Consider the following 26,580-nt stretch of genomic DNA (forward strand, 5'->3'; position numbering starts at 1 on the left):
CACCTCACGCACCATCCAGTACCGTTGAGGCACTGATTCCAGTTCCAGTTTCAGGCTGGCCGATGTCGTCCGGCGCCACCGCGTCCACGTACGACAGGAGCCTGCGCACCATCATGATCCGCCCGCACACCCTTCCGCCCTGGCTCGGCCACGCCCTGCGCTCCCAGCGCGCGCCCGTGCCGTGGCCGGCCGTCGTGCGCGGGGCGCTCGCCGCCGGGCCGCTGCTCCTCGCCGGGGTCCTCGCCGGGCGGCCGTCCAGCGGGGTGCTGCTCGCGCTCGGCGCCATGCTCGCCGGGAACATCGACCGGCCGGGCACCCGGCGCGCCGCCCTCAGCCGGCTCGGCGGGCCCGCGCTCGCCGGGGCCCTCGGCATGGTGCTCGGCAACTGGCTCGCCGGGGGCGGGTGGGCGCTCGTCGGGGCGTTCGTCGTGCTCGGCCTTGTGGGCGGGGCGGTCAGCGCCGTCGGGCCCGTCGCGTCCGGCGCCGGGACGCAGTTGCTCGTGACCGCCGCCATGAGCGCGGGAATGCCGTTGCCGGAGAGCGGGTGGCAGCGGGCCGCGCTGTTCCTGTGCGGTGCGGGCTGGTTGATCTTGTTGCGGGTGGTGCTGCCGTCGCCCGTACGCGGGCAGCGGCTCGGGTATCTGTACGACGGTGAGCGTGCCGCTGTTGCCGCTGTGTACGACGCCGTTGCCGGGTTGTTGCGGGCCGCTGGTGGGGGCGATGCCCGTGCTCGTCGTGTGGCTCTGACCGCCGCGCTCGACCACGCGCAGGACGCCCTGCGCGGGCGCCCGCCCGGGACCCGGCGGCTGCGCGCGCAGCTCGGGGCGGCCCTGCCGCTCGCCGAGGCGGCGACCGCGCTTGCCTGGGCCGGGGCGCCCGTACCCGCGCGTGCGGCGGAGGGGCCCGCGCGGCTCGCCGCCGCCGTACGGTCCGGGGCGCCCGTCGGGCCGCTGCCCGCGCCGGCGCGCACCGGCACGGGGCTGCGGGCCCTGGACGACGCGCTGCTGCGGGCCGCCGACGTGTTCGACCGGGGGAGCGGCGCCGGGGGCGACGTCCCGCGCCGCCGGACCCTCGGACTGCGCCTGCGCAAGATGACCGGGCCCGCCGGGCGGGAGTACGGGGTGCGGGTCGGACTGTCGTACGGGGCCAGTGCCGCCGTCGCCCAGGCCCTCCAGCCCGTGCACTGGTACTGGCTGCCCGTCACCGCCGTCTTCCTCGTCAAGCCCGACCTCGGACCGCTGGCCTCCCGCGTCCTGTGCCGGGCCGCCGGGACCGTCGCGGGCGCGCTGCTCTTCGCCGGGCTCGCCGCGCTGCTGCCGCGCCCCTTCGGCCTGGTCGCGCTCGTCGCGGTGGCCGGGGCGCTCATTCCCGTCTCCCTGCGGCACTTCGCCGCGCAGACCGCCGTGATCACCGTTCTCGTGCTGGCCCTCGTCATGGTCGGCGGGGAGCCCCAGGCCTCGTGGAGCCGGATCTACGAGACGCTGCTCGCCTGCGCCCTCGTCCTCGTCGCCGGACATCTGCCGTGGCCCGGCGCGCACCACGGCGGCGGTGTCCGTACGCGGATCGCTGTCGCGCGGGAGGCCGCGCGGGTGTACGTGACACATGTGCTGAGCGAGGACACGGGGGGCGACCGGGCCGGGCGGTGGGAGTTGCGGCGCGACGCGTACCGGGCTCTGGCCGAGGCGTGTGCGGCGGTCGAGGTCGCCGCGGCGGAGTTGCCTGTGCTGGCGCGGGCCTCCGACGGGTCGCGGGGGGTCACCGTAGTGCTTGAGCGGTTGGTGGACGCGGCCACGGCTTGTGCGGTGCGGGTGGATGAGACCGGTGGGTTGTCGGCCGGGGACGCTGCGCGGATCGGGGTGCTCATGGCCGAGGCCGAGTTGGCGGCGTAGCACCGTGCGGCGTGCGGCGTGCGGCGTGCGGCGTGCGGTGGGTCGCCGGGTGCGGCCTCGTCGTGGCTGGTCGCGCCGTTCCCCGCGCCCCTGGTGGGGCGCAGGCTCGCCTGCGCCCCCCATCACAAGGTGGCTTACGGCTTGGGCAGGGCGCAGCCCGTTGCCGAGAGGTTGATCTGGTTGCCGGTGCCTACGCACGGGACGATCCCGTACGTCTCCTGCGCGTAGTTGATGCCCTGGCGGACCGTCACCTGGCCCGCCTCGTCGACCTCGCAGGGGTTGTTGTCCGTGCAGCGGCCGCCGTCCTCGTTACCGGTGTTGTTGACCGCGACGACCTTGCCCGTCGCCTGGTCGAGGACCGGGGAGCCGGAGGTGCCGCCGATGGTCTGGCAGGCGGAGGTGTAGCGGACCGAGTCCTTCCAGGTCCACTCGCCCTCCTTGAGGCGGTACGCGAACCCGTCGATCGCGCAGTTGTAGGTCCGCTTCCAGTAGCCGGAGACCACGCTGATCGCCGTGCCCTTGGTGGGGTGGGCGGCGGAGAGTTCCAGGGCCTTGATGCCGTAGGAGTTCTCGATGCTCTGGTAGGTGGAGGTGAGCTGGTAGAGCGAGACGTCCGTGTCGGTCATCGTGCCGTACGCGATCTTGCTCGCGCGCAGGGTCGCCACCTTGCTGCCCGCCGCGTTGAGCAGGCTGAAGGTGCGGCTGGAGGACCGGTTGACGAGCACTTCGCCGGGGCCGGGGAAGCCGGTCTCCAGGCAGTGGCCGTTGGACATGACCAGGGCCGGGTCGGTCGCCTTGGAGTTGGGGACGCGGACGACGGAGCCGGAACAGTTGCTGAGCGCGACGGTTCCGGCGAAGGAGACCGCCTGGGCTCTGGCGGGCGCGGGGGCGGGGGCGGCCGTCGACGCGTGCGCCGTGGCGGCGGGGACCGCCGTCGCGGCGCAGAGCAGGGCGCTGAAGGCCGCGCCGACGAGCGTCTTCTTGGTGTGGGGCTTCACGTGGGGGGTCCTCTCCCGTGCTGAGGGTGGTGCACCGGGTGGGGCGTACGCCATGTTTGGCATGAGCATTGTGATGGCGTACGGCTCAGCGGACAACAGCGCCTTCTCAGCGAACGGCTTGAACGGACCCCGACCCGCCTGCCTTTCGGCCTCCCTACCTTGTCAGGACGATCCAGACCGGCGCGTGGTCCGAGCCCGGCGCGTCCCTGCGTATGTCCGGGTCCTCGCCCACCGACGGCAGTTGCGCCGCGTCGTGCGGCAGGCCCGTGCCCGCGTGCGTGATGCGGTCGATCATGTCCCGGGTCACGAAGACGTGGTCGATCAGTTCGCGGCGGCCCGCCTGGACGCGTGAGTACCGCTGCTCCTCGGGGATGAGGGGCGCGATGTTCCAGAGGCGTTTCGCGTCGCCCTGGTCGGGGCGCTCGAACCCCGGCGTGCCGATCTCGGAGCCCGGCGGGCCCTGGAGTATCTGGGTGGTGGCCGCGCCGACCTCGTCGTTGAAGTCGCCCAGGACGGCGACGCGGGCGCGGCGGCCGTCCTCGCCGATCAGCGTGTCGGCGAGGGCGCGAACGGCCGCCGCCTCGGCCGCGCGGCGGTGCAGGGCGTACGTCGCGTAGCGGGCGCGCTCGCCCTCGTTGTGCGGCGCGAACCGGCCGCCGGGGTAACTGAGCAGCTTCGACTTGAGGTGGCAGACGGCGGCCGTCAGCCAGGTGACCCGCGTCGAGAACTCGACGACGAGGAAGCCCCGGCCGGCCCGGTCCGTCGTACGGCCGCTGTCGTCGACCTGGACGGGGCGCAGGCCGTCGGGGAACGCGGCGGTGTCGGCGACGACGTTCACCGGCAGGTCGCTCAGGAAGCCGACCCGGATGCCGCGCTCGTCGGGGAAGCGCGAGAGGGTCGCCGTGTACCGGCCGTCGAGCAGTTCGAGGAGGTCGTTGAGCGCCTGCGGGTCGCCGACCTCCTGGAGGCCGAGCAGGGTCGGGCGCAGCAGATTGACGGTGGTGGCGAGCGAGGCGAGTTTCGCGTCGTAAGCGGCTTTGTCGCGGGGCCCGAACGGTCCTCCGGGCCGGTAGAGGTTCTCCAGGTTCCAGGTGCCGACGAGCATGGCGGCCTCCGTCCTCGGATGTTCCGGCCCGTCCGGGGCCGGGGGCTCGCCAGCGTGCCAGTGGCTCAGCCGGGGGAACAGGGCACGGCCCCGATGCGCGGTCGGGGTGGGCGGGACGCAGGACGGGGTGATGGGCCGCCGGGCGTACGTGTGTCCGAAACCGCAACCGTGACGGGGGCCCCGCCAGAAATAAATCGCCGGGAGCGATGAGTTCCGTACCCGGCCGCGGTCCCCCCTCTCAGAGGCCCGACCCAGGGCCCTACCGGAGGAGGAACCATGGGGCTGCCCGAAGCGGTCACGCGGGAGCAATGGCGCATCGCCCGCGAGGAGTTGCTCGTCCTGGAGAAGGCGGCCACCCGGGCGCGGGACGCCCTGAACGCCAAGCGGCGTGAGCTGCCCATGGTCGAGGTCGACAAGCCGTACCTGTTCGAAGGGGCGGACGGGAAGGCCGAGTTGCTCGACCTGTTCGAGGGGCGGGCCCAGCTCGTCGTCTACCACTTCATGTTCGCGCCCGAGTGGGACGCCGGGTGCCGCAGCTGCTCGGGGTTCCTCGACCAGATCGGCCATCTGGCGCATCTGCGCGCCCGGGGCACGGCGTTCGCCGCGGTCTCGCGCGCGCCGTTCACGAAGATCCTGCCGTTCAAGGCCCGGATGGGCTGGACCGTGCCCTGGTACTCCTCGAACCTGAGCGACTTCAACCATGATTTCGGCGCCACCGTCGAGACCGAGGGCAAGGGCGAGACCGAGGGCAAGGGCGAGACCGAGGGCAAGGGCGAGAACGAGGGCGGGGGCGGGGGCGAGGACCGGGAGGGGCTGCAGGAGCGCCCCGCCCTCAGCTGCTTCCTGCGGGACGGGGAGCGGGTCTTCCACACGTACTCGGCGTTCGACCGCGGCCTCGACCACCTCGGCTTCACCTCCAACCTCCTCGACCTCACCGCCCTCGGCCGTCAGGAGGAGTGGGAGAAACCGGCCGGCCGCGCCTCCGCCCTCGGCGCGCCCGCGGGCAGCGCGGGGGTCCGCTATCACGACGAGTACGACGACTGAGCGCGCGGCGCGGTCGGTCACCGGCCCCGCCTCGATCCGTCTTCGTCCGCCTCCATCCGGCTCAACCCCGTACCGAGAAGGTGTCATTCTCGTCACGTTGCGAGTCCGGACCCGCCCTGTCAGCGTTCTCCCCCATGAAGCGTCGGAACGTTCCGGCGCCGTGCGCGGCGGAACGATCGCCGGGTACACCGGCACGATCACGGGGGCAAGGAAGAACGATGATCAACGGACGAGTGGTACTACGACGCTTCCCGGCGGGCGGGCCCCGCGGCTCCTGGCCCGCCGAGGAGTTCGCGAACCTGCGCCGCCTGGAGGGCCAGCCCGCCGAGGTGGTCATGGACCTGGCGACGGACGCGTTCCTGGTGATCGTCCGGGAGGCGGAGCCGGTGCCGGAGCCCGTCGGGTGAACTGGTCCGCCTGGAGCCCGTACAGCTCGGCGTAGACCCCGCCCGCGGCCAGCAGCTCCTCGGGCGAGCCCGACTCGACGAGCCGGCCCTGCTCCAGGACGTGGACGAGGTCGGCGTGGCGCACCGACGCGAGCCGGTGCGTGATCAGGATGACCGTCTGCCCTGTGCCCGCGAGCGACCGGATCTTCTCGAAGACCTCCAGCTCGGCCCGCGCGTCGAGCGCCGCCGTCGGCTCGTCCACGATGAGGATGCTGCCCCGGCGGTACGCGGCGCGCGCGATGCCGAGCCGCTGCCACTGCCCGCCCGACAGCTCGTGCCCGCCGCTGAACGCACGCGCGAGCAACGTGTCGATGCCGCGCGGCAGATCCCGTACGACCTCGCCCGCGCCCGCCTGGGTGACCGCGTCGCCGATCCGCTCCTCGGTCGGCTCGAACGCGGCGCGGCCGATGCCGACGTTGACGCGGGCCGTGAACGGCCAGCGCTTGAAGTCCTGCGCCACCATCGCGACCCGCTCGGCGAGCTGCACCCGGTCGGCGTCCGCCGCGTCGACCCCGTCCCACAGGATGCGGCCCTTCTGCGGGGCGTAGAGCCCGGCGAGGAGCTTGACCAGGGTCGTCTTGCCCGAGCCGTTCTCGCCGACGAGCGCGACGATGCGGCCGGTCGGCACGGACAGGGTGACGTCGTCGAGCGCGGGGCGCGTGGCACTGCCCGGATAGGCGAACGTGACGTGCTCGAAGGCGATCTCCTTCGGCTCGTACGGGAGACGCGCCCCGCCCGTCGGGATCGCGCGCCGCGCCGCCTCCACGTAGAGCCGCTCCAGGTCCCCGACGAACAGGGCGTCCTCGTGCAGCGAGTTGACCTCCAGGACGAGCGTGTCCAGGCTCTGCGAACCCGTGCGGATCGCGATGACCGCCGTACCCGCCACCGACAGGGCCATCGCGCCGGTCAGCAGGAGGAGGCCGAGCGTCGCGTACGTCGCCGTCGTCGCGAGCCCCGTCCACGCGGCGGCGACCAGGCCGGTCCGCGCCGCGAGCCTGGCGAGCCGCTCCTGCTCGGCCTCCTGCGTCTGCGACATCGAGCGGAAGTGGCGCAGCAGGAACGGGCCGACGCCGTGCACCCGGATCTCCGGCGCCGCCACCGTGTCGATGAGCAGGCTGCTGATCAGCCGGCCCGCGCGCGCGTGCTGCACCCACACGTGCCAGGAGCGGTAGCGGCGCCGCGCGATCGTCAGCGCGCTCCACGCGCTCGGCAGCGTCATCGTGAAGAGGAGCGGGAGCAGCGCCGGGTGCAGGACGGTCAGTACGCCCGCCGCCGCGATCAGCGAGATCATCGCGTTGACGAGGCGGGTGGCGGTGGCGATCATCCGGCGCGCCGACGACGCCCCGTACTGCGCGGTGTCGAGCAGCTTGTGGAACGCGTCGTCCTCGATCGCCGCCAGCTCCACGGCCGCCGCCCGCTCCAGGTACCGCTCGGTGGCGAGCCGTTCGACCTTCGGTTCGAGGCGGCCCGTGGCGTACGTCGACGCCGCGCGCAGCAGCGCCGCGACGAGGAGTACGCAGGCCATGGCGATCAGCGCGGGCGCGGCGTCGCGCAGCCGCTCCTCCATCGTGCCGCCCGCGACGAGCCGGGCCAGGACGCTGTTGACGGCGAGCAGGCTCACCGCCTGCGCGACGCCCCGGCCGGACTCGGCGGCGAGCACGGTCCCCGCCGCGCGCCGGTCCGCGTCGCGGGCGAGCCGGAAACTGGAGGCGAGCAGCGCGGGCAGCCGCGTCAGCATCGCCCTGAAGCTCAGTTCGAGGAAGGCGTCGTCATGCGCCGACCAGCCGATGTCGTACCGCAGGGGGCCGCCGAACAGCAGCTCCTCCGACTCCGACGTCGCCGGAGCGTCCGGCCCCGGTCCGGTGCCCGGCTTCGACCCCGGCTCGGTGTCGCGCTTCTTCCTGGCCATCGGACCACCCCGTCCCCGTGTGCGTCCGCCACGGGCGACATCCCCGGCTTCGGCGCCCTCTACGCCGAACCGGGTGGCGCAGTCAGGAAGCGCTGAGGGGGCGGGACCAGGAAGGCGTCGTTCCGGTCACCCGGCACAGCGCCAGGTACAGGGGGATGGGCGGGGTGTACGGCACGGAGCTGTCGGGGCAGTGGATCAGATCGGGGGCGCGTCCGGCGTCCGGCACGAGCGTGCCCGCCGTGTAGCGCGCGGGGGCGGGCCACTCCAGGGCCACGTCCGAGTCCGAGGGGACCAGCCACCACCAGTGCGCCCCGTCGGCGTAGACGCACCCCATGCGCGGCAGCCGCCGCGTCATCGCGCGGCCGAACGCCTCGGGCACCGCCACCGCGTCGCAGCCGAGGGGGACGGTCATGCCGTCCGGCACGCTGAGCCGAACGGTCCGGTCCTGGCGGGGGTCGCGCCTTCGCCGGGCGAGCCCGACCAGCGCGTCCAGCTGCATCGTCCGCGTCGTCACCACGCTGCGCCCATCCGTTCCCCGCTCACATGTTCGTCGTTCCGAGCCCGCCGTGGTCAGGGGCGGGCTTTGCTCACCAGGCCCAGCCGGCGCCGCCGATGGCGTCCGATACGGGCGCCGGGCCGGTCACGGCCCGCGCGTCCCGGGGCAGTTCCGCCCAGACGAGCAGTCCTGGGCCGGTCTCCTGGGCGCCCCACGCCGTGGAGACGGCGGCGACGAGCAGCAGACCCCTGCCGTGCTCCTCCTCGGGGGCGACACGCCCGCCGGTCCGCACGTCCTCGGGTATGCAGCCCTCGTCGCGCACGGCTATCCGCACGCGCTCACCTGCGTCGTCGCGCAGTTCGTGGAGCTCGCAGTGGATACGTCTGCTGGCGGTGTGCACGATCGCGTTCGTGACCAGCTCCGAGACGACGAGCGCCGCGGCGTCACAGGTGTCCTCGCACGCCCCCCATCCCGTGAGATGGGCACGTGTCATGCGCCGGGCCTGTGCGGCGGAGCCCGGGTGGGGAGCCAGTTCGAAGCTGCTGCGCCGGGTCGCGGACCCCTCGGGGGTGCCCAAACGGTCACTCAGCGTAGCTTCGCCGGCTTCTGTTCCTAAAGGCGCGGACGGAATCACGCTTGCCACTATCTCCCCGTCGTGAACACTTGGCAAGAGCCACTCTGAAAAGTGCAGAGTGCAGTGTGCCGCGCCGAAGGGACATGGCACACTGCTCCAGACAGCTCGTCGCGCGGCGCCCATCGCGGGTGTGCCACGGGGAAACCGCCGGTGAACGACCTCGCCGGGCCTTTCTCCGCGGCAGCAATTCGGCAGACTCGACTTCTGGGAGGTAAGCGGCGTGAGCGAACCGCGGTCCGCGCCGACGGTCGGCCAGGTCGTGTTGGGCCGACGCCTCCAGGACCTCCGCGAGAGCGCCGGGCTCAAGCGCGAGGACGCCGCGAAAGTACTCCGCGTGACCGCCGCGACCGTGCGTCGCATGGAGACCGCGGAGGTCGGACTCAAGATCCCCTACCTCCAGCTCCTCCTGAAGTCCTACGGCGTCACGGACGAGGAGGCCGACGCCTTCGTGCGGCTCGCGGAGGACGCGAACAAGCCGGGCTGGTGGCAGCGGTTCCACGACATCCTGCCCGGCTGGTTCTCCATGTACGTGAGCCTGGAGGGCGCCGCCTCGCTCATCAGGTCCTACGAGCCGCACTTCGTGCCCGGCCTGCTGCAGACCGAGGACTACGCGCGCGGCGTGCTCAGATCCGGCGCGATAGGGCGGGCCCTCGCCGACGACCCTGATCTCGTCGAACGCCACGTCGCCCTGCGCATGCAGCGCCAGAACCTGCTCACCCGCGAGGACGCGCCCCGGCTCTGGGTCGTCATGGACGAGACGGCGCTGCGCCGCCCCGTCGGCGACGCGGAGGTGATGCGCGGCCAGATCGACCGGCTGCTCCAGGTGATGGAGCGGTCCAACGTGACGCTCCAGGTCGCGGAGTTCGCGACGGGCCCCCACCCGGGCACGTACGGACCCTTCGTCCTGTTCCGATTTGCCATGTCAGAACTGCCGGACATGGTCTACAGCGAGTACCTGACCGGCGCCGTCTACCTGGACGCGCGCCCCGAGGTGGCCACCCACCTGGAGGTCATGGACCGCATGGCGGCGCAGGCCGCAACGGCACAACGCACAAAGGAGATCCTCCGCGATCTCCGCAAGGAGCTGTGAATGGACCGGATCAAGGACCGGATACGAGGCGTCGACGGGGAGCCGATCTACAACGGCATGCCCGCGCGCGACCTCGGCACCGAGGGCTGGCACAAGCCGTGGAGCGGTGGCAACGGAGGCAATTGCCTCGAAGCCATGAAGCTGGCCGACGGCCGGGTCGCGGTGCGCCAGTCCTCCGACCCGGACGGGCCCGCCCTGATCTACACGCCGGGCGAGATCAACGCGTTCATCGAGGGAGCGAAGGCGGGGGCGGCGGACTTCCTGCTGTCCTGACTCCTTCTCGTCCCCCTCGATCCGTCATGGGGCGGTCGTGCGCCCCGGCCGCCCGCCCAGGTGCCGGAGGCTAGGTCAGGGCCAGCACGAACGACGCCGATGCGGCGAGCGAGGCGGCGCTCCGCACGTGGTTCCAGGCGACCCACTCCCGCAGGTACGTACGCCAGTACGCGGCGCTGCTCCCGGACTCCTCGTCCTCGGCGAGCGCCGCGAGGGCGGTGTTGCGGGGGACGTTCGCCGCGACCGTCACCCCGAACGAGCCGACCAGGTACAGCGCGCAGCCGAGCAGCAGCTCCACGGTGCCCTCGTCGGGCCACAGCACGAACGTGACCACGGCGATCACCGCGCAGAGCAGCGCCGCGCCGAGGAAGACCACCATGAAGGCCGGGGTCACCGCCGCCCCGTTGATGGCGTTCATCGCCGCGATCGCCCGTGCGGCGGGCAGCGCGCCGAGCCCGCGCATCACGAACGTGGAGAACGCGACGAACACTCCGGCGACGAGTCCGCACCACAGCGCCCCGAGCACGACGAGCACGAAATAAGGCCCCTCGACCATCGCCGACCCCGCCCCCTTCAGAACACCTGTACGGCTTGCCCATTGGTGGGAGGGATCATCTCGCAGAAGCCCGCGACGCGGCAGCGCTTTCGCATGCCGAGGCGGGCGCCTTACGCCGCGGAGCCCGGGGCCCGGCAGCGCATTCGCACGCACGCCGAGGTGGGCGCCTTACGCCGCGGAGCCCGGGCCCGGCAGCGCATTCGCACGCCGGGACGGCCCGTCCCGGCGTGTTCTCAGCCCGCCCGCCAGGACTCGAGGACCGACGCCACCGTCCCCGCCACCCGCGCCCGCGCCTCCCGCCACCCCACCCCCTCCATCAGCCACCGGTCGTACGGGGTGTCGACGTGGCGTATCGCGGCCCGGACCGCCGCGGTGACCGCGCCCTCGGTCAGCACCCGGCCCGCCGCGCTGCGCCCGACCCGGCCGCTGCCCCGCGCCCCCGCGTGCCGGGCGACAGCCGCCGCGCGCTCCGGCGGGCAGCCCGGGAACAGGCGCAGGATCTCCGCCGCGAACGCCGCCTCGAACCGCACGTCCTGGGCCGCGCGGTACGCCGCGTCCCGCTCCCGGCGCCGGGCCCGCGCCTCCGCGTCCGCGAGGCAGCGCGCCTCCGCCCGCGCGAGCGCCGCCTCCTCGACGAGGACGCCCTGCCGCTCGTACCGGCCGCGCCGCCGGTGGAACCGTACGACGACCGCCGAGAGCCCGCTCTCCTCCCGCGACCTGCGGGTCAACGCGGTGTCGCCGCGCGGCAGGAATACCAGGTGGGCCAGGTCGGCGCAGTCCAGACAGCGCGGCTGCCCCTCCGCCATGACGAGCAGGGGGAGCGGACCCGCGCGACAGGCACCGCACCGTCTGCGCTTGACCGCCTGGAAGACGACGGGCCCGCGCGCGGGCAGCGCGGAGGAGGGTGGCGTGCCGGTCATACGGACGTCATGCCCGCCCGGACGCCCTCGCCACCGCCCGGCATCATGGACCGTGTGCGACTCGAACCGATCACCTGGGAACGGCTCGGCGACACCCTCGCCGAACGCCTGCTCGACCTGAAGGCGGGCGACGGCGGCCCCTGGCCGAGGGTCGCCTTCGACGGCGCCCCCGCCGCCCGCCCCGGCGACCTCGCCGCCCGCGTCGCCGAGGCCCTGCGCGTGCGCGGCCGCTCCTCCCTGCCCGTCGGCACGGACGGTTTCCTGCGCCCCGCCTCCCTGCGCTACGAGTTCGGGCACGAGGACCCCGACTCGTACTACAGCGGCTGGTTCGACACGGGCGCACTGTGGCGCGAGGTCTTCGGCCCCCTGGAACCGGACGGCACCGGACGCGTCCTGCCCGACCTGTGGGATCCGGCCACGGACCGCGCCACCCGCAGCCCGTACGTCCAACTCCCGCCCACGGGCGCCTTGTTGCTGCACGGCCCGTTCCTGCTGAACCACTGGTTCCCGTTCGACCTGACGGTCCACGTCAGCCTGACACCGGGCGCGCTGCGCCGCCGTACGCCCGACGCGGAGCAGTGGACCCTGCCGGCCTTCGCCCGCTACGACGACGAGACCGCGCCGGCCGCGCAGGCGGACATCGTCATCCGCGCGGACGACCCGCGGCACCCGGCCTGGGCGCGGCGGTGACCGGCCGGGCCCGCGCCCTCACAGCCAGCCGTTGCGCTTGAACCCCCGGTGGACGACGACACAGATCACCGCGATGACGGACACCATCAGCGGATAGCCGAACCGCCAGTGCAGCTCGGGCATGTGGTCGAAGTTCATGCCGTAGATCCCGCACCCCATCGTCGGCACGGCGACGATCGCGGCCCACGCGGTGATCTTGCGCATGTCCTCGTTCTGCGCGACGGTCACCTGCGCGAGATGTGCCTGGAGGATCGAGTTCAGGAGTTCGTCGAAGGCCGCGATCTGCTCGACCGCGCGCAGCAGATGGTCCGACACGTCACGGAAGTACGCCTGTATCTCGGGCGGCACGACGGGGTACGGGCGCCCCGCCAGCTCCATCACGGGGCGGGCCAGCGGCGCCACCGCCCGCTTCAGCTCCAGGAGTTCACGCTTGAGCTGGTAGATGCGGCCGGGATCGGCCCGCGCCCCGTTCTGCGCGAAGACGTCCGTCTCGACCTCGTCGATGTCGGCCTGGATGTCGTCGATCACCGTCAGATAGTCGTCGACGACGCCGTCCGCGATGGCGTGCAGCACGGCGGCGGGCCCCTTGGCGAGCTGCTCGGGATCGGCCTCCAGGTTCTCGCGGACCGGCCCGAGCGAGCCGTGCCGCCCGTGCCGCACCGTGATCACGAAGTCCCGCCCGACGAACACCATGATCTCGCCGGTGTCGACGATCTCGCTGGTCGCGGTCAGCTCCGCGTGCTCCACGTAACAGACCGTCTTCAGGACCGCGAACAGCGTCTCGCCGTACCGCTCCACCTTCGGCCGCTGATGCGCGTGGACCGCGTCCTCCACCGCCAGCGGGTGCAGGTCGAACAGCTCGGCGATGTCCGCGATCTCCGCCTCGGACGGCTCGTGCAGGCCGAGCCAGACGAACCCGTCGTCCGCCTTGCGCACCGCCCGTACCGCCTCGACCAGGTCGCGGCCGCCGCGCTCGCGCACGCCGTCGCGGTACGTCACGCAGTTGACGACCGCCGAACCCAGCGGGGAGCGCGCCGGGTGGCTCAGATCGACCCGGCGCCGCCGCCGCGCGAGGCGCGCGACCTTCCGCAGTCCGCCCACCCCGCGCAGGCCACCGACCTTCCGCAGGTTGCCCGCCATCGACATGCTCGGCTCCTTGCGCCCGTTCGCGTTCTGGTTCTCGTTCTGGTTCTTCTACGTCGTCTCGTTCTCGTATGTGGCGGGCCAGTCTGCCAGCCACCACCGACAACGCCACGTCCGGGCGGACAGGGGGCCGCACGCGCGCGTGCGGCCCCCTGCCGTTCCTATCCGTTCCTGTCCGCTCCTGTCGTCCCTGTCGTTCCTCTCGGATCAGACCGGTCGTACGCCGGTCAGCGCGCCGTGCGGGTCGATGACGTACTTCCTGCTCGCGCCCTGGTCGAACTCGGCATAGCCGCGCGGCGCCTCGTCGAGGCCGATCACCGTCGCGTTGACTGCCTTGGCGATGTGCACCCGCTCGTGCAGGATCGCCATCATCAGCCCGCGGTGGTACTTCATGACGGGGCACTGCCCGGTCGTGAACCGGTGGCTCTTCGCCCAGCCGAGCCCGAGCCGCACCTTCAGCGTCCCGGTGCGCGCGTCCTGGTCGACGCCGCCCGGGTCGTCGGTGACGTAGAGGCCGGGGATGCCGAGCGCGCCGCCGGCCGTCGTGAGGCCCATCAGGGAGTTGAGGACGGTCGCGGGCGCCTCGGCGGAGTCCGGGCCGTGGGCGCGCGCCTCGAACCCGACCGCGTCCACGGCCGCGTCCACCTCGGGCACGCCGAGGACCTCGGCGATCTGGTCCCCGACGGTGCCGCGCGTCAGGTCGACGGTCTCGCAGCCGAAGCTCCGTGCCTGCGCGAGCCGTTCGGCGTTCAGGTCGCCGACGATCACCACGGCCGCGCCGAGCAGTTGCGCGGAGGCCGCCGCCGCGAGCCCGACGGGCCCGGCCCCCGCCACGTAGACCGTCGAGCCGACCTGCGTGCCGGCGGTCACCGCGCCGTGGAAACCGGTCGGGAAGATGTCCGACAGCATCGTGAGGTCGAGCAGCTTCTCGCGCGCCTGCTCCGGGTCGGGGAAGCGCAGCGCGTTGAAGTCCGCGTAGGGGACCATGGCGTACTCGGCCTGTCCGCCGACCCAGCCGCCCATGTCGACATAGCCGTAGGCGGCCCCGGGCCGTGCCGGGTTGACGTTCAGACAGATGCCGGTCTTGCGCTCCTTGCAGTTGCGGCAGCGGCCGCACGCGATGTTGAACGGCACCGAGACGATGTCCCCGACGTCCAGGAACTCGACGTCCGGGCCCTTCTCGACGATCTCGCCGGTGATCTCGTGGCCGAGGACCAGGCCCTCGGGCGCGGTGGTGCGGCCGCGCACCATGTGCTGGTCGCTGCCGCAGATGTTGGTGGCCAGGACCTTGAGGATCACGCCGTGCCGACAGCTGCGGCCGACGTTCGCCGACGCCACCCCCGGCCCGTCCTTCAGTTCGAGTGTGGGGTAGGCGATGGACCTGACCTCCACCGCACCCGGCTTGAGATAAGCGACTGCCTTGTTCCCGCTCATGCCTGATCGCCGTCCCTTCGGCTCAGTGACGCGGCGTCCGACGCGTCGTGCGGCGCGGATGTTCCGGCTGTGCGCACGGCGGAGTCTGCTACCGCACGGGCGCCCTGAGGAGCCCCGGCGGCCCGGTCGTCGGCCCGGTCGTTGAAGAGGGATCGGCGAAGGGCACGGCTGCGGGAGCGGCGATGGGAGCCGCGATGGGAGCGGCGGTGGCGCGCGGCCGGCCGTCGCTCAGCGGCGCACGCGACGGCCGCTGCCGCGGTCGAGCAGGGCGACACCGAGCGCCGCGAGGCCGATCTGGATCAGCCACTCGATCCAGTCCACGCCGTTCGTGTCCTGGACGCCGAAGCCCGCGGCGACCGCCGACCCGAGGAAGGCCGCCACGATGCCGACGACGATCGTCGCGACGACGCCGATGCGTTGCCGGCCGGGCAGTGCGAGCCGGCCCAGCACACCGACGACGATGCCGATCACGATGGCGCTCAGAATCCCCGCGATCTCCATGTCCTGCCTCCCGGTGACATGTCGGCACAACGCTTGAGGACCGTCTGCCCCTGGACGGCCCGTCCAGTCGTCGGGGCGGACGCGGTACGAGGCGTCCAGTGAAGGGAGGGGCGCGGGACTCCTAGGGTGACGCCTCATGACCACCACGAACCAGCCCGCTTCCGCGTCGCCGCCCTCCTTCGCCGTCCACGTCCCCGACGTGGAGCTGGAACCGGAGCCCCTCGACCCGGCCCAGATCGTCTCGGGCGACCCGGTCGTCACCGGCGCCGTGCTGTGGGAGTCGGCCGACGGCAAGCAGGTGCGCGGCCTCTGGCAGATCACGCCCGGCGTCGTCACCGACACCGAGGCCGACGAGCTGTTCGTGGTCGTCAGCGGCCGCGCCACCGTCGAGGTAGAGGGTGGCGGGGTGCTCGAACTCGGCCCCGGCACGGCGGCGGTGCTCCGGGCGGGCGACCGTACGACGTGGACGGTGCACGAGACGCTCCGCAAGGCGTATCACCTGACGCTGAGCTGAGCCGACCCGTTGCCCTGCCGGTCGCTACGGTATTCGGGTCCGGGCGGTGAACAGCGCGAAGGCGGCGAGCGGCAGCAGCAGGCACGCCGCCGCCAGGTTCAGCCACGCGTAGCTGGCCGTCGCCACCACGAGGCCCGCCGTCGCGCCGCCGATCCCCGCCGACAGGCTGGTCGTGAGGTCGGAGAGGCCCTGCGCCGCGGCGCGCGCGGCACCCGGCACCGAGTCGGTGAGCAGCGCGGAGCCCGCGACGAGCCCCGCCGACCAGCCGAGCCCGAGCACGAACAGGCCCGCGGCGCTCTGCGCGTGGCCGCCGCCCGCGGTCCCGGCGAGCAGCGCCGCGCAGGCGAGGAGCCCCACCGCGAGGCCGATCACCGTCAGCCGCCCGTACCGGTCCGCGAGGCGCCCCATCACCGGCGAGAACGCGTACATGCCGGCGATGTGCCCGCTGATGACCAGGCCGATCAACTCGATCCCGGCGCCGTGGTGTTCCAGGTCGACCGGCGTCATCGACATGACGGACACCATCGCGGTGTGCGACACGGCGACGGTCACCAGGGCGAGCCGGGCCCGCGGTGACGCGGAGACCGCGGCGAACCCCGCGCGCAGGGAGCGGGCCTCGCGGGTTCGCTCCTCGGCGGGGGCTAGCGCCCGCGCGGTCAGGAGCGGGTCGGGGCGCAGCGTCAGCTGGACGAGGCCCGCGGCGGCGAGGAACACCCCGGCCGCCCAGACGAAGGGGCCCGCCTCGGCGGGTATGCCGAGCCCGGCGACGCTGCGGCCCGCGGGCGCGGCTATGTTCGGGCCGAGGACGGCGCCGATGGTGGTGGCCCAGACGACGGTGGAGATGGCGCGGGCCCGCCGGTCGGGCGCGGCCAGGTCGGCGGCGGCGTAGCGGGCCTGGAGGTTGGCGGAGGACGCGGCGCCGAACCCGGCGAGCCCGATGAGCAGCAGCGGGAAGTTCCCCACCCCGGCGGCGAGCACGGTCAGGGCGGCGCCCAGCGCGCCGACGACGTAGGCGAGCACGAGCCCGGCCCGCCGCCCGCGCGCGTTCATCAGCGCGGCCAGCGGCATCGAGAGCACGGCCGTCCCCGCGACGCTGGCCGTCGACGCGAGCCCCGACAGCGCCTCGTCCCCGCTGACCTTCTTGGCCAGCACAGCGGCGAGCGCGATCCCGGTGGCGGTGCCGAGCCCGCCGAGGATCTGCGAGGCGACGAGCACGCGCTGAGTACGCCGCTGCAGGACGCTCAGCCCGGCGCCGCCCACTTCCACCAGGCGCTCCTGCTCGACCAACCCCACCCACCCCCAAGTTTCCGCGATGCCGTGCCCCGCCAGGGGCGCGGGGAACCGCGCGAGCAACCACAAAGCAACGGCCGGCCGGCCGCGCGAGACTCCGAGCCCGAACGACGCAAGGCGTCCTCGACGCTGCCCCGGACCCTCTCGGAAGGGCGCCGCTCCGGACTCTCTCGGAAGGGCGCCGCCCCGGACCCTCTCGGAAGGGCGCCGCCCCGGACCCTCTCAGAAGAGGGGCTCGGGCAACACCCCCTCCAGCGCGAGCAACTTCCGTTTGGTCTCCAGCCCGCCTCCGAACCCCCCGATCCCCCCGTCCCGCTCGACCACGCGATGGCACGGCACCACGACGGGCAGCGGGTTCGACCCCATCGCGGCGCCGACCGCCTGCGCGGCCCCGGGCTGCCCGACCCGCGCGGCCAGGTCCCCGTACCCGGCGACCGCCCCGTAGGGCACCCCGGCGGCCAGCGCGCGCAGCACCTCCCGGTTGAAGCCGGTGCTCAGCGACCAGTCGAGGGGGAGGTCGAAGGCGCGGCGCCGCCCGGTGAAGTACTCCGTCAGCTGATGCCGCGCCGCCGCGACGAGCGGTGCGTCCGGCGCCTCGACCGGCGCGGCCCCGAAGCGGGCGCCGAGCCGGCCGAGTATGTCGTCCCGTACGGCGTCGGTGGCGTGGAAGACCACGCTCACCAGACCCTCGTCCGTCGCGGCGAGCAGCAGCGGCCCGATGGGGCTGCCCATGACGGCCCACACGACCCGGCCCTGACCGACGGAATCCTGCCCGGCGGCCTCCCGACCGACGGAATCCTGACCGGCGGCCTCCTGACCGGCGGCCTCCCGACCGACGGCATCCGGACCGGCGACGGTCCTTTGCTCGGCGGCGTCCGGCCCGACGGCATCCTGCCCAGTGGCGTTCATGCCGACCACGTTAGGGCCGGGCACTGACAATGCCCGGCCCGCCGCCGCTCGGGCTCAGTCGCCGAGCGCCCTGCGCACCACGTCGGGCGCGTTCGTGATGATCCCGTCGACGCCGAACGCGGCCACCCGCTGGGTGGTCGCGGCGTCGTTGACCGTCCAGGTGTGAACCTGGAGCTGCTTCTTGTGCGGCCCCTTGAGGGCGTGCACGGCCTGCACGTAGTCCGCGGAGAGCGTGCTGTTGCTCGGGTTGATCTGATCGGTGAACGCCGCGTAGGAGGGCAGCTCGGCGACGGCGGGCGTGCCCAGGAACCCTGTGACGATGTCCGGGCGCAGTGTGTGGACGGTCCGTACGCTGTCCGCGCTGAAGCTCTGGATGACCAGGCGGCGCTTGACGTGTCCCCGGCTCAGCCAGCCGTCGTTGCGCAGTTCGCGCATGATCTGCGCCTCGATGCCCGGGTACAGCTCGGGCGACTTGATCTCCATGAGGAGCTTCTGGTGGTTGTGGTCGACGCGCCGCAGGTACTGGTGCAGGGTCGGGATCCGCTGACCGGCGAACTGCGCACCCTTCCAGCTGCCCGCGTCGAGCTTGGCGATCTCCGCCGCGGTGAAGTCCCGCACGTTCCAGGGCGCTCGGTCGGGGTAGAGCTCCTCGACGTCGGTGGTCCGGTTCAGGGTGGTGTCGTGGATGATGACGAGCGCGCCGTCCTTGGTGCGCTGCACGTCGTTCTCTACCCAGTCGAAGCCGAGGTCGTCGGCCTGGTCGATGGCTTCGAGGGTGTTCTCGGGAGCGTAGGCGGAGGCGCCGCGGTGAGCGATTATCACGGGGCTGTCGTGCCGGGAGGCGGCCTGGGCGGCGGTGGGCAGGACAAGGACACCGATGACCGCGGAGCCGGTCACGGTGGCCAGGGCGGCTACTGCGCGTACGTACACATCTGCTCCTCGTGCGTGATGAGAACACGGACGGGACGAGACTGACAGGGAGTGGCCGACAGAACACAGGCGAAGGATGGTCATAAGTTGAACGGAGTTACTCATCCGCGACCCACCCCGCGTGCGAAGCGCGGGTTTCTTTGCCGGAAAATCAATCGGACGTTCCGGGGTGCGCTTTAATTTCAGCCTCAACCACGGCCGCCCCAGTGGTCGTTGACAGGGGACGTATCAGACATCTCGGACACGGCATCGGGTGGAAGGGCTGCGGTACATGCAGGGGACGGTCGACGGCTTCAGTTATGGGCTGGTTACGCCATTCGTGGCGTACTTCATGGCCTGCCTCGGTGGAGCCCTCGGACTGCGGTGCACCACCAGATCGCTCCGCGTGGCCAGCACCTGGCGCGCCGGATGGCTCGCGCTCGGCTCGGCGGCGATCGGCTCGGGCATCTGGACGATGCACTTCATCGCCATGATGGGCTTCACCGTCGAGGGGGTGCCGATCCACTACGACAAGGCACTCACGTTCGCGAGCCTCGGCCTCGCCATCGTCATGGTCGGCGTCGGCGTCTTCATCGTCGGCTACAAGGGCGCGACCGGCCCCGCCCTGTTCACCGGCGGCACGATCACCGGACTCGGCGTCGCGTCCATGCACTACCTGGGAATGGCCGGAATGCGGCTTCACGCGACGATCGAGTACAACACCTTCGTCGTCGGCGCCTCGGTCGTGATCGCCATGGTGGCCGCCACCGCGGCGCTCTGGGCCGCCGTACAGGTCCGCGGCATCCTCTGGAGCGTCGGCGCGAGCCTCGTCATGGGGCTCGCCGTCTCCGGCATGCACTACATGGGGATGGCCGCCGTCAGCGTCCACACCCACGGCGACGTCAGCGGCTCCCCGGGCGGCGACTCGGCCGCCGGGATACTCGCCCCGATGATGATCGGCCCCCTGTGCTTCCTGCTCCTCGCCGGCGTGGTCGTCATGTTCGACCCGCTGATGGTCATGGGCCGCCCCGACTGGCGCGACGCCCTGGAGGCGGAGCGGGAGGGCCTCTCGCGCGCGGGCGTCCCGCGTCCCCGCGGCGTCACCGAACGGCCGCCGTCGCGCATCCCGCACGGCTGGTAGGAAGGCGCCCCGCGCCCCGGATCACCCCCGGTTGTCAGTGGCGGGTCGTACGGTTGATTTCATGCGGCCCGTAACGAAGATCGAACGCACGGTGGCACCCTTCGAGGTCGTCAGCCCGTACCAGCCCAGCGGCGACCAGCCCGCGGCCATCGCCGAGCTGGACAAGCGCATCCGCGCAGGCGAGAAGGATGTCGTCCTGCTCGGCGCGACCGGCACCGGCAAGTCCGCCACCACCGCGTGGATGATCGAGAAGCTCCAGCGCCCCACCCTGGTGATGGCCCCCAACAAGACGCTCGCCGCCCAGCTGGCGAACGAGTTCCGCGAGCTGCTGCCGAACAACGCGGTCGAGTACTTCGTCTCGTACTACGACTACTACCAGCCCGAGGCGTACGTCCCGCAGTCGGACACCTACATCGAGAAGGACTCCTCGATCAACGAGGAGGTGGAGCGCCTGCGCCACTCCGCGACGAACTCGCTGCTGACCCGCAAGGACGTCGTCGTGGTCGCCTCCGTCTCCTGCATCTACGGCCTGGGCACGCCGCAGGAGTACGTGGACCGCATGGTCCCCCTGAAGGTCGGCGCCGAGATCGACCGGGACGAGCTGCTCCGCCGCTTCGTCGACATCCAGTACACGCGCAACGACCTGGCGTTCCAGCGCGGCACCTTCCGTGTGCGCGGCGACACCATCGAGATCTTCCCGGTCTACGAGGAGCTCGCCGTCCGCATCGAGATGTTCGGTGACGAGATCGAGGCGCTCTCCACGCTGCACCCGCTCACCGGCGAGGTCATCAGCGACGACCAGTCGCTCTACGTCTTCCCCGCCTCGCACTACGTGGCGGGCCCCGAGCGCCTGGAGCGCGCGGTCAACGACATCGAGAAGGAGCTCGGCGAGCGCCTCACCTCCATGGAGAAGCAGGGCAAGCTCCTGGAGGCCCAGCGCCTGCGCATGCGCACCACCTACGACATCGAGATGCTCCGCCAGATCGGCACCTGCTCCGGCGTGGAGAACTACTCGATGCACTTCGACGGCCGCGAGCCCGGCTCCCCGCCGAACACGCTGCTCGACTACTTCCCGGAGGACTTCCTCCTGGTCATCGACGAGTCGCACGTCACGGTGCCGCAGATCGGTGCCATGTACGAGGGCGACGCCTCCCGCAAGCGCACGCTCGTCGACCACGGCTTCCGGCTGCCGTCCGCGCTCGACAACCGCCCGCTGAAGTGGGAGGAGTTCCAGGAGCGCGTCGGCCAGACCGTCTACCTGTCGGCGACGCCCGGCAACTACGAGCTCTCGCGCGGGGACGGCTACGTCGAGCAGATCATCCGCCCCACGGGCCTCGTCGACCCGGAGGTCGTGGTCAAGCCCACCGAGGGCCAGATCGACGACCTGGTGCACGAGATCCGCACGCGCACCGAGAAGGACGAGCGCGTCCTGGTCACCACGCTCACCAAGAAGATGGCCGAGGACCTCACGGACTACTTCGTGGAGCTCGGCATCCAGGTGCGCTACCTGCACAGCGACGTCGACACCCTGCGCCGCGTCGAACTCCTCCGCGAACTGCGCGCGGGCGAGTACGACGTCCTGGTCGGCATCAACCTGCTGCGCGAGGGCCTCGACCTGCCCGAGGTCTCCCTGGTCGCGATCCTCGACGCCGACAAGGAGGGCTTCCTGCGCTCCGGCACGTCCCTCATCCAGACCATCGGCCGCGCCGCGCGCAACGTGTCGGGCCAGGTCCACATGTACGCCGACAAGATCACCCCGGCGATGGAGAAGGCCATCGACGAGACGAACCGGCGCCGCGAGAAGCAGATCGCGTACAACAAGGCGAACGGCATCGACCCGCAGCCGCTCCGCAAGAAGATCAACGACATCGTGGCGTCCATCGCGCGCGAGGACGTCGACACCGAGGCGCTGCTCGGCACCGGCTACCGCAAGGGCGGCAAGGACGGAAAGCCCGCCAAGGCGCCCGTCCCCGCGCTCGGCAAGGCGGACACCAGCAAGAAGAAGAAGGGCAAGGCGGCCGAGACGCCCCCGACCGACCGTCCCGCCGCCGAGCTCTCCGAGCAGATCGAGGAGCTGACGGACCGGATGCGGGCCGCCGCGGCGGACCTCCAGTTCGAGGTCGCGGCGCGCCTTCGCGACGAGGTGTCCGAGATGAAGAAGGAGCTGCGCCAGATGCGGGAGGCGGGCATCGCCTGACCCATATACGACGGGCGGGGCGCGGTGGTGTGTTGCAATGCCGCCACAAAACCCCGCCCTCGGTGGCGTCGTCGCCGGTGGCGCCCCATAGGGTTTGCCCCACCGCGCGCACGTCGCGGCACAGGGGACGGTACGAGAGGGGACTGCGCGTGACGGCCGACTTTTCCAAGGGCCCCGGCATCAGCTTGACCAAGGGCCAGGCCATCAGCCTGGAGAAAAAGGGCGGGGGCACCCTCACCGCCGTGCGCATGGGCCTCGGCTGGCAGGCCGCCCCGCGCCGCGGCCTGTTCGGCTCCCGCACACGGGAGATCGACCTGGACGCCTCCGCGGTGCTCTTCGCCGACAAGCAGCCCGTGGACGTGGTCTTCTTCCGCCACCTCGTCAGCGACGACGGCTCGGTGCGGCACACCGGCGACAACCTGGTCGGCGGCGTCGGACAGGGCGGCGACGACGAGGCGATCCTGGTCGACCTGGAGCGCGTCCCGGTCCACATCGACCAGATCGTCTTCACGGTGAACTCCTTCACCGGACAGACCTTCCAGGAGGTGCAGAACGCGTTCTGCCGTCTGGTCGACGAGACGACCGGCGAGGAGCTCGCCCGGTACACGCTCGACGGCGGCGGCCAGTACACGGCGCAGATCATGGCGAAGGTGCACCGCGACGCCGCGGGCGGCTGGAAGATGACGGCCCTCGGCACGGCGGCCAACGGCCGCACGTTCCAGGACCTCATGCCCGCGATCCTGCCCGGCCTGTAACGGGACCGACGATGGCGGCCGAACTGGTGCGGGGCCAGAACCACCCGCTGACCCGGACGCGTCTGGAGATCAGGGTGTCGGCCGGCCGGCCGGTCGTCGCGGGCGCCACGCTCGCCGACGACCGGGGCACGGTGCGCGGCCCCGGCCAGGTCGCGCATCCCGGCGCGCCCGCGCTGCCGGGCCTCGAAGTCCCGCGCCAGGCCGCCGCCGACCACCGGCTCGCCGTCGACCTGGACGCGATGCCCGAGCACGTGCACCGGGTGACCGTCCTGCTCGCCCTGCCGCTCGGCACCGGCGGACCCACCCGGTTCGGCGCGGTCGCGGCCCCGTACGTCGCGGTCACCGGGCTCGACGGCGTCGAAGTGGCCAGCTACACCATCACCGGGCTCGACACCGAGTCGGCCGTCACCGCCCTGGAGCTGTACCGCAGACAGGGCGCCTGGAAGGTCCGCGCGGTCGGCCAGGGCTACGCCGACGGACTCGCCGCCCTCTTCGCCGACCAGGGAGTGCCCGACGCGCACACCCTCGCGGGCGCCGTCCACCAGGCGGTCGCCCAGAGCCTGGCCCGTACGGTCGCGCCCGCGCCGCGCCCCGCCGACGAGCCCCAGGTCCGCGCGGCGGCCACGGCAGGCCAGGCGGCGAGCCCCATACCCGCGCAGCCCGCCCCCGCCCCCGCCGCGGCCCCCGGGGGAGCGTCCGGCCCCATCGACTACACCCACCCCGGCCGCCAGGCCCCGCCGCCGCCCGCCCCGGCCCCGGCCGCCGCGCCCGGTGGCGGGCCCGCCGCACCCGTGGCGGGCGACGCGACGGGCTGGTCGATGGACGAGCGGCTCTACAACCAGGTGTGGGGCATGTTCGAGGACCTGGCCCGCACCGCCGCCGCCTACCGCAGCGCCGTCGACTTCGCCGACTCCCGCATGGAGCAGGAGCTCGACCGTGTCCTGTCCGACCCGCGCAGCCGTATCGGCGGCCAGGCCGACGCCGCGCGCGAGAGCGCCGCCGCCAAGCATGCCGCCCTCGTCGACCGTGTGCGGGAAGCGCTTGACCGGGACCTGGCGCAGCTCGTCGCCGAGTCCGAGGTCGTCGAACCCGCGCTCCCGGCCCCGTACGCGGGCTGGGAGAACCCGTGCTGGCACGCGTACCGCAGCCCGATGGAGATCCCCATGGCCGTCCGCCTGGGCGAGCTGCGCCTTCCCGAGAGCGACAGCGTCGGCCTGCGCATCCCCATGCTGGTGCGACTCCCTCTGGAGCGCGGCCTGTGGATCGACGCGGGCGCCTCCGACCCGGAGGTGCTCGCCGACGCCGACGAGCTGCGGGCCCGCGCCGCCCGCACCGCCACCGAGCTGGTCGCGCGGCTGCTCGCGGCCTACCCGGCGGGCGAGTTCAGCGTGCATGTCATCGACCCGGCGGGCACGGCGTCCGGGGCGCTCGCCCCGCTCGTCGACGCCGGGGTGCTCGCCGGCCCCGTGGCCCGGGGGGCGGCGGGGGTGGCGGAGACGCTCACCCGGCTGACCGAGCGGGTCGACCTCGTGCAGATGGCGGTGCGCAGCGGCGCGGTGGACGCCCTGCCGCCCGATCTGGACGTCGCCGAGCAACTTCTCGTCGTGCACGACTTCCCGCACGGCTTCGACGACCGCGCGGTGACCCGGCTCCGCTACCTCGCGGACGAGGGTCCGCGCGTCGGCGTCCATCTGATGCTGGTGGCCGACCGCGAGGACGCCGCCGAGTACGGCCCGCTCCTCGACCCGCTGTGGCGGGCCCTGCTGCGGCTGACCCCGGTCCCCGACGACCACCTCGCCGACCCCTGGGTGGGACACGCCTGGACGTACGAGCCGCCGCTGATTCCGGACGGCAGCGCGGTCCTGCGCCAGGTGCTGGAGGAGGTGGCGGGGGCGCGCCGGGAGCGGGGCCTGAACCCCTGATCCCTTTGCTTTTCTCGACCCCTCCGACCTGCGCTTTTGGGATGACCTTTACCTAAACCTTTACCTTTCATGGGTCTTTCGAGTACGCTCCTTTACGCGGAGGGGAGTACTCCCGTACGCGGCGTTCCCGTCAATACGGACGATGCGGCCCGATGGCCGCCGATCCCGGGGCGTCGGCCCGAGGTGCGGCACGCGCCCGGGTGGAAGAGACCTCCGGCAGCGACGACGCTGATCAGTAGCCGTACGACGCCGGAGGCGCAGTGGACGTATCGATGACCCTTTGGGTGCTGACCATTCTTGGTCTGTGCGCCCTGATCGCGGTCGACTTCTTCATCGGGCGCAAGCCCCACGACGTATCCATCAAGGAAGCCGGGATCTGGACCGTCGTCTGGATCGCGCTCGCCGTGCTCTTCGGCATCGGCGTGACCATCTGGGGCAGCAGCCAGGCGGGCGGCGAGTTCTTCGCGGGCTTCATCACCGAGAAATCGCTCAGCGTCGACAACCTCTTCGTCTTCATCCTGATCATGGCGAAGTTCTCGGTGCCGACCCATCTGCAGCAGCGCGTCCTGCTCTTCGGTGTGCTGATCGCGCTCGTGCTGCGGGCGATCTTCATCGCGGCGGGTGCCGCCGTCATCGCCAACTTCTCGTGGGTCTTCTACATCTTCGGCGCGTTCCTCATCTACACCGCGTGGAAGCTCGTCAAGGAGGCCATGGGCGATGACGAGGAGGAGGAGTTCGAGGAGAACCGCCTCCTGAAGTCCATCGAGACGAAGTTCGGCGTCGCCGACCGCTACCACGGCACGAAGCTCTTCATCCGTGAGCACGGCAAGAAGATCATGACGCCGCTCCTGGTCGTCATGCTCGCCATCGGCATGACCGACGTGCTCTTCGCGATGGACTCGATCCCGGCGATCTTCGGCCTGACCCAGGACCCGTACATCGTCTTCACGGCCAACGCGTTCGCTCTCATGGGCCTGCGCCAGCTGTACTTCCTCATCGGCGGACTGCTCAAGAAGCTGGTCCACCTCAGCTACGGCCTGTCGGTGATCCTCGGCTTCATCGGCGTGAAGCTGGTCCTGCACGCCCTGCACGAGAACGGTGTGCACGTACCGGAGATCTCCATCCCGGTCTCGCTGAGCGTCATCTGCGGCGTCCTGATCATCACCACGATCACCAGCCTCATCGCGTCCAAGAAGCAGGCCGAGCGGGAGGCGGCGGCCGGCCGCAAGGACAGCATCGACGTCTGACGTCCGACGTCTCCGCCCGCCTGACGGTTCGGGCGTAGGAAACACCAGCACCGGGTGGTGTGCGCGGAAGGTTGCCGCGCGCGTCACCCGGTGCTTGCTTGTGCTCTGAGCGCACCCCGGCCCGGGGAGCGCCGGCCGTGCGGGGGAGGCCCCATGAGCCAGAAATTCGTACAGATCGTCGACTTCGAGACCCGGCGCTTCGACGAGATGAAGGCGCTCCTCGACCGGTTCGAGCAGCGCATGGCGGGAGAGACAGGCGGGCCCACGCACCGCATCCTGCTCCAGGACCGCGACCACGCCGGGCGCTACCTCGCGGTCATCGAGTTCGAGTCCCCCGACGAGGCGAAGCGCAGCGACGCCCGCCCCGAGGTCGCCCAGCTGAACGAACAGCTGACCGCCCTCTGCACACGACCGCCCTCCTTCGGCAACTTCGACGTCAAGGACGCGCGCGAGCTGAAGTGACGCACGGGCCGCGACCCAGGAGGCGAAACCGGCGTCGCGGCCCCGCCCCCCGCGATGCTGGCGGTCGCCCCGTGACGGCCGCGTGATAGACCCACAAGGAGCATCC

The 26,580-nt window shown here is 72.2% G+C and carries 26 protein-coding genes; 13 read left to right on the top strand and 13 right to left on the bottom strand.

Annotated elements, in window-relative coordinates; translation table 11 throughout:
* The first annotated feature begins 113 nt into the window (after positions 1 to 113).
* Positions 114 to 1,889: an FUSC family protein gene (locus tag C1N81_RS33175; protein WP_394438383.1), complete on the top strand. Its 1,776-nt coding sequence runs from the start codon at positions 114 to 116 to the stop codon at positions 1,887 to 1,889.
* Positions 1,890 to 2,023: 134 nt separating this feature from the next.
* Here C1N81_RS33175 and C1N81_RS33180 read toward each other — a convergent pair whose 3' ends face one another.
* A complete protein-coding gene (locus tag C1N81_RS33180; RefSeq protein ID WP_394434998.1) occupies positions 2,024 to 2,887 on the bottom strand; it encodes a S1 family peptidase in 864 nt (287 codons plus the stop codon).
* A gap of 154 nt (positions 2,888 to 3,041) precedes the next feature.
* Positions 3,042 to 3,992 (bottom strand): endonuclease/exonuclease/phosphatase family protein, encoded by a 951-nt coding sequence (locus C1N81_RS33185; RefSeq protein WP_394434999.1) that lies wholly within the window; start codon positions 3,990 to 3,992, stop codon positions 3,042 to 3,044.
* Positions 3,993 to 4,268: 276 nt separating this feature from the next.
* Between C1N81_RS33185 and C1N81_RS33190 the strand changes: the two genes are divergently transcribed.
* Both C1N81_RS33190 and C1N81_RS33195 read left to right on the top strand, forming a co-directional pair.
* Complete coding sequence (locus C1N81_RS33190) at positions 4,269 to 5,036, top strand: DUF899 domain-containing protein (RefSeq protein ID WP_394435000.1); 768 nt, start codon at positions 4,269 to 4,271, stop codon at positions 5,034 to 5,036.
* 218 nt (positions 5,037 to 5,254) lie between these two features.
* Entirely contained in the window at positions 5,255 to 5,443 is a 189-nt protein-coding gene (locus tag C1N81_RS33195) for a hypothetical protein (protein WP_394435001.1), read from the top strand.
* Here C1N81_RS33195 and C1N81_RS33200 read toward each other — a convergent pair.
* The 3 genes from C1N81_RS33200 to C1N81_RS33210 form a co-directional block, all read right to left on the bottom strand.
* A complete protein-coding gene (locus C1N81_RS33200; protein ID WP_394435002.1) occupies positions 5,370 to 7,391 on the bottom strand; it encodes an ABC transporter ATP-binding protein in 2,022 nt (673 codons plus the stop codon). The genes C1N81_RS33195 and C1N81_RS33200 overlap by 74 nt on opposite strands.
* Before the next feature lie 82 nt (positions 7,392 to 7,473).
* Positions 7,474 to 7,890 (bottom strand): hypothetical protein, encoded by a 417-nt coding sequence (locus tag C1N81_RS33205; RefSeq protein ID WP_394438385.1) that lies wholly within the window; start codon positions 7,888 to 7,890, stop codon positions 7,474 to 7,476.
* 88 nt (positions 7,891 to 7,978) lie between these two features.
* Positions 7,979 to 8,464: an ATP-binding protein gene (locus C1N81_RS33210; protein WP_394435003.1), complete on the bottom strand. Its 486-nt coding sequence runs from the start codon at positions 8,462 to 8,464 to the stop codon at positions 7,979 to 7,981.
* 277 nt (positions 8,465 to 8,741) lie between these two features.
* Between C1N81_RS33210 and C1N81_RS33215 the strand changes: the two genes are divergently transcribed.
* Together C1N81_RS33215 and C1N81_RS33220 are read left to right on the top strand one after the other, a co-directional pair.
* Positions 8,742 to 9,611, top strand: coding sequence for a helix-turn-helix domain-containing protein (locus C1N81_RS33215; RefSeq protein ID WP_394435004.1), 870 nt, complete (start codon positions 8,742 to 8,744; stop codon positions 9,609 to 9,611).
* Positions 9,612 to 9,884 (top strand): DUF397 domain-containing protein, encoded by a 273-nt coding sequence (locus C1N81_RS33220; protein ID WP_361080662.1) that lies wholly within the window; start codon positions 9,612 to 9,614, stop codon positions 9,882 to 9,884.
* Between the two features lie 70 nt (positions 9,885 to 9,954).
* Here C1N81_RS33220 and C1N81_RS33225 read toward each other — a convergent pair whose 3' ends face one another.
* Entirely contained in the window at positions 9,955 to 10,440 is a 486-nt protein-coding gene (locus C1N81_RS33225; RefSeq protein WP_394435005.1) for an anthrone oxygenase family protein, read from the bottom strand.
* Positions 10,441 to 10,673: 233 nt separating this feature from the next.
* Complete coding sequence (locus C1N81_RS33230; protein WP_394435006.1) at positions 10,674 to 11,360, bottom strand: DUF2293 domain-containing protein; 687 nt, start codon at positions 11,358 to 11,360, stop codon at positions 10,674 to 10,676.
* Positions 11,361 to 11,405: 45 nt separating this feature from the next.
* Here C1N81_RS33230 and C1N81_RS33235 point away from each other — a divergent pair, with 45 nt between their 5' ends.
* Entirely contained in the window at positions 11,406 to 12,050 is a 645-nt protein-coding gene (locus tag C1N81_RS33235; protein ID WP_394435007.1) for a nucleoside/nucleotide kinase family protein, read from the top strand.
* An 18-nt stretch (positions 12,051 to 12,068) separates the two neighbouring features.
* On the opposite strand, the gene C1N81_RS33240 is transcribed toward C1N81_RS33235, so the two are convergent.
* The 3 genes from C1N81_RS33240 to C1N81_RS33250 all read right to left on the bottom strand — a co-directional run bounded on the left by C1N81_RS33240 (position 12,069) and on the right by C1N81_RS33250 (position 15,128).
* Positions 12,069 to 13,196 carry a magnesium and cobalt transport protein CorA gene (locus C1N81_RS33240; RefSeq protein ID WP_394435008.1) on the bottom strand — a complete coding sequence of 376 codons (1,128 nt, stop codon included), beginning with the start codon at positions 13,194 to 13,196 and terminating at the stop codon, positions 12,069 to 12,071.
* 204 nt (positions 13,197 to 13,400) lie between these two features.
* Positions 13,401 to 14,627 (bottom strand): formaldehyde dehydrogenase, glutathione-independent, encoded by a 1,227-nt coding sequence (gene fdhA, locus C1N81_RS33245; protein WP_394435009.1) that lies wholly within the window; start codon positions 14,625 to 14,627, stop codon positions 13,401 to 13,403.
* 228 nt (positions 14,628 to 14,855) lie between these two features.
* Positions 14,856 to 15,128, bottom strand: a complete 273-nt coding sequence (locus tag C1N81_RS33250; protein ID WP_394435010.1) for a GlsB/YeaQ/YmgE family stress response membrane protein — start codon at positions 15,126 to 15,128, stop codon at positions 14,856 to 14,858.
* 136 nt (positions 15,129 to 15,264) lie between these two features.
* On the opposite strand from C1N81_RS33250, the gene C1N81_RS33255 reads away from it, so the two are divergent.
* Positions 15,265 to 15,642, top strand: coding sequence for a cupin domain-containing protein (locus C1N81_RS33255; protein WP_394435011.1), 378 nt, complete (start codon positions 15,265 to 15,267; stop codon positions 15,640 to 15,642).
* Between the two features lie 24 nt (positions 15,643 to 15,666).
* Here C1N81_RS33255 and C1N81_RS33260 read toward each other — a convergent pair whose 3' ends face one another.
* From C1N81_RS33260 to C1N81_RS33270, 3 genes are all read right to left on the bottom strand, one after another.
* Positions 15,667 to 16,935 carry an MFS transporter gene (locus tag C1N81_RS33260; protein WP_394435012.1) on the bottom strand — a complete coding sequence of 423 codons (1,269 nt, stop codon included), beginning with the start codon at positions 16,933 to 16,935 and terminating at the stop codon, positions 15,667 to 15,669.
* 219 nt (positions 16,936 to 17,154) lie between these two features.
* Positions 17,155 to 17,676 (bottom strand): methylated-DNA--[protein]-cysteine S-methyltransferase, encoded by a 522-nt coding sequence (locus tag C1N81_RS33265; RefSeq protein ID WP_394438387.1) that lies wholly within the window; start codon positions 17,674 to 17,676, stop codon positions 17,155 to 17,157.
* A 219-nt stretch (positions 17,677 to 17,895) separates the two neighbouring features.
* On the bottom strand, positions 17,896 to 18,771 hold the full coding sequence (locus C1N81_RS33270; protein WP_394435013.1) for a glycerophosphodiester phosphodiesterase: 876 nt from the start codon (positions 18,769 to 18,771) through the stop codon (positions 17,896 to 17,898).
* Positions 18,772 to 19,042: 271 nt separating this feature from the next.
* Between C1N81_RS33270 and C1N81_RS33275 the strand changes: the two genes are divergently transcribed.
* From C1N81_RS33275 to C1N81_RS33300, 6 genes are all read left to right on the top strand, one after another.
* Positions 19,043 to 19,891: an MHYT domain-containing protein gene (locus tag C1N81_RS33275; RefSeq protein ID WP_394435014.1), complete on the top strand. Its 849-nt coding sequence runs from the start codon at positions 19,043 to 19,045 to the stop codon at positions 19,889 to 19,891.
* Between the two features lie 61 nt (positions 19,892 to 19,952).
* Positions 19,953 to 22,088 (top strand): excinuclease ABC subunit UvrB, encoded by a 2,136-nt coding sequence (gene uvrB, locus C1N81_RS33280; RefSeq protein ID WP_394435015.1) that lies wholly within the window; start codon positions 19,953 to 19,955, stop codon positions 22,086 to 22,088.
* A 185-nt stretch (positions 22,089 to 22,273) separates the two neighbouring features.
* A complete protein-coding gene (locus C1N81_RS33285; protein WP_394438390.1) occupies positions 22,274 to 22,843 on the top strand; it encodes a TerD family protein in 570 nt (189 codons plus the stop codon).
* Between the two features lie 11 nt (positions 22,844 to 22,854).
* Positions 22,855 to 24,765 carry a TerD family protein gene (locus C1N81_RS33290; RefSeq protein WP_394435016.1) on the top strand — a complete coding sequence of 637 codons (1,911 nt, stop codon included), beginning with the start codon at positions 22,855 to 22,857 and terminating at the stop codon, positions 24,763 to 24,765.
* A 260-nt stretch (positions 24,766 to 25,025) separates the two neighbouring features.
* On the top strand, positions 25,026 to 26,012 hold the full coding sequence (locus C1N81_RS33295; protein WP_394435017.1) for a TerC family protein: 987 nt from the start codon (positions 25,026 to 25,028) through the stop codon (positions 26,010 to 26,012).
* 153 nt (positions 26,013 to 26,165) lie between these two features.
* Positions 26,166 to 26,474 carry a hypothetical protein gene (locus C1N81_RS33300; protein ID WP_394435018.1) on the top strand — a complete coding sequence of 103 codons (309 nt, stop codon included), beginning with the start codon at positions 26,166 to 26,168 and terminating at the stop codon, positions 26,472 to 26,474.
* Positions 26,475 to 26,580 lie beyond the last annotated feature (106 nt).

This window comes from Streptomyces sp. SGAir0957, assembly GCF_043523415.1.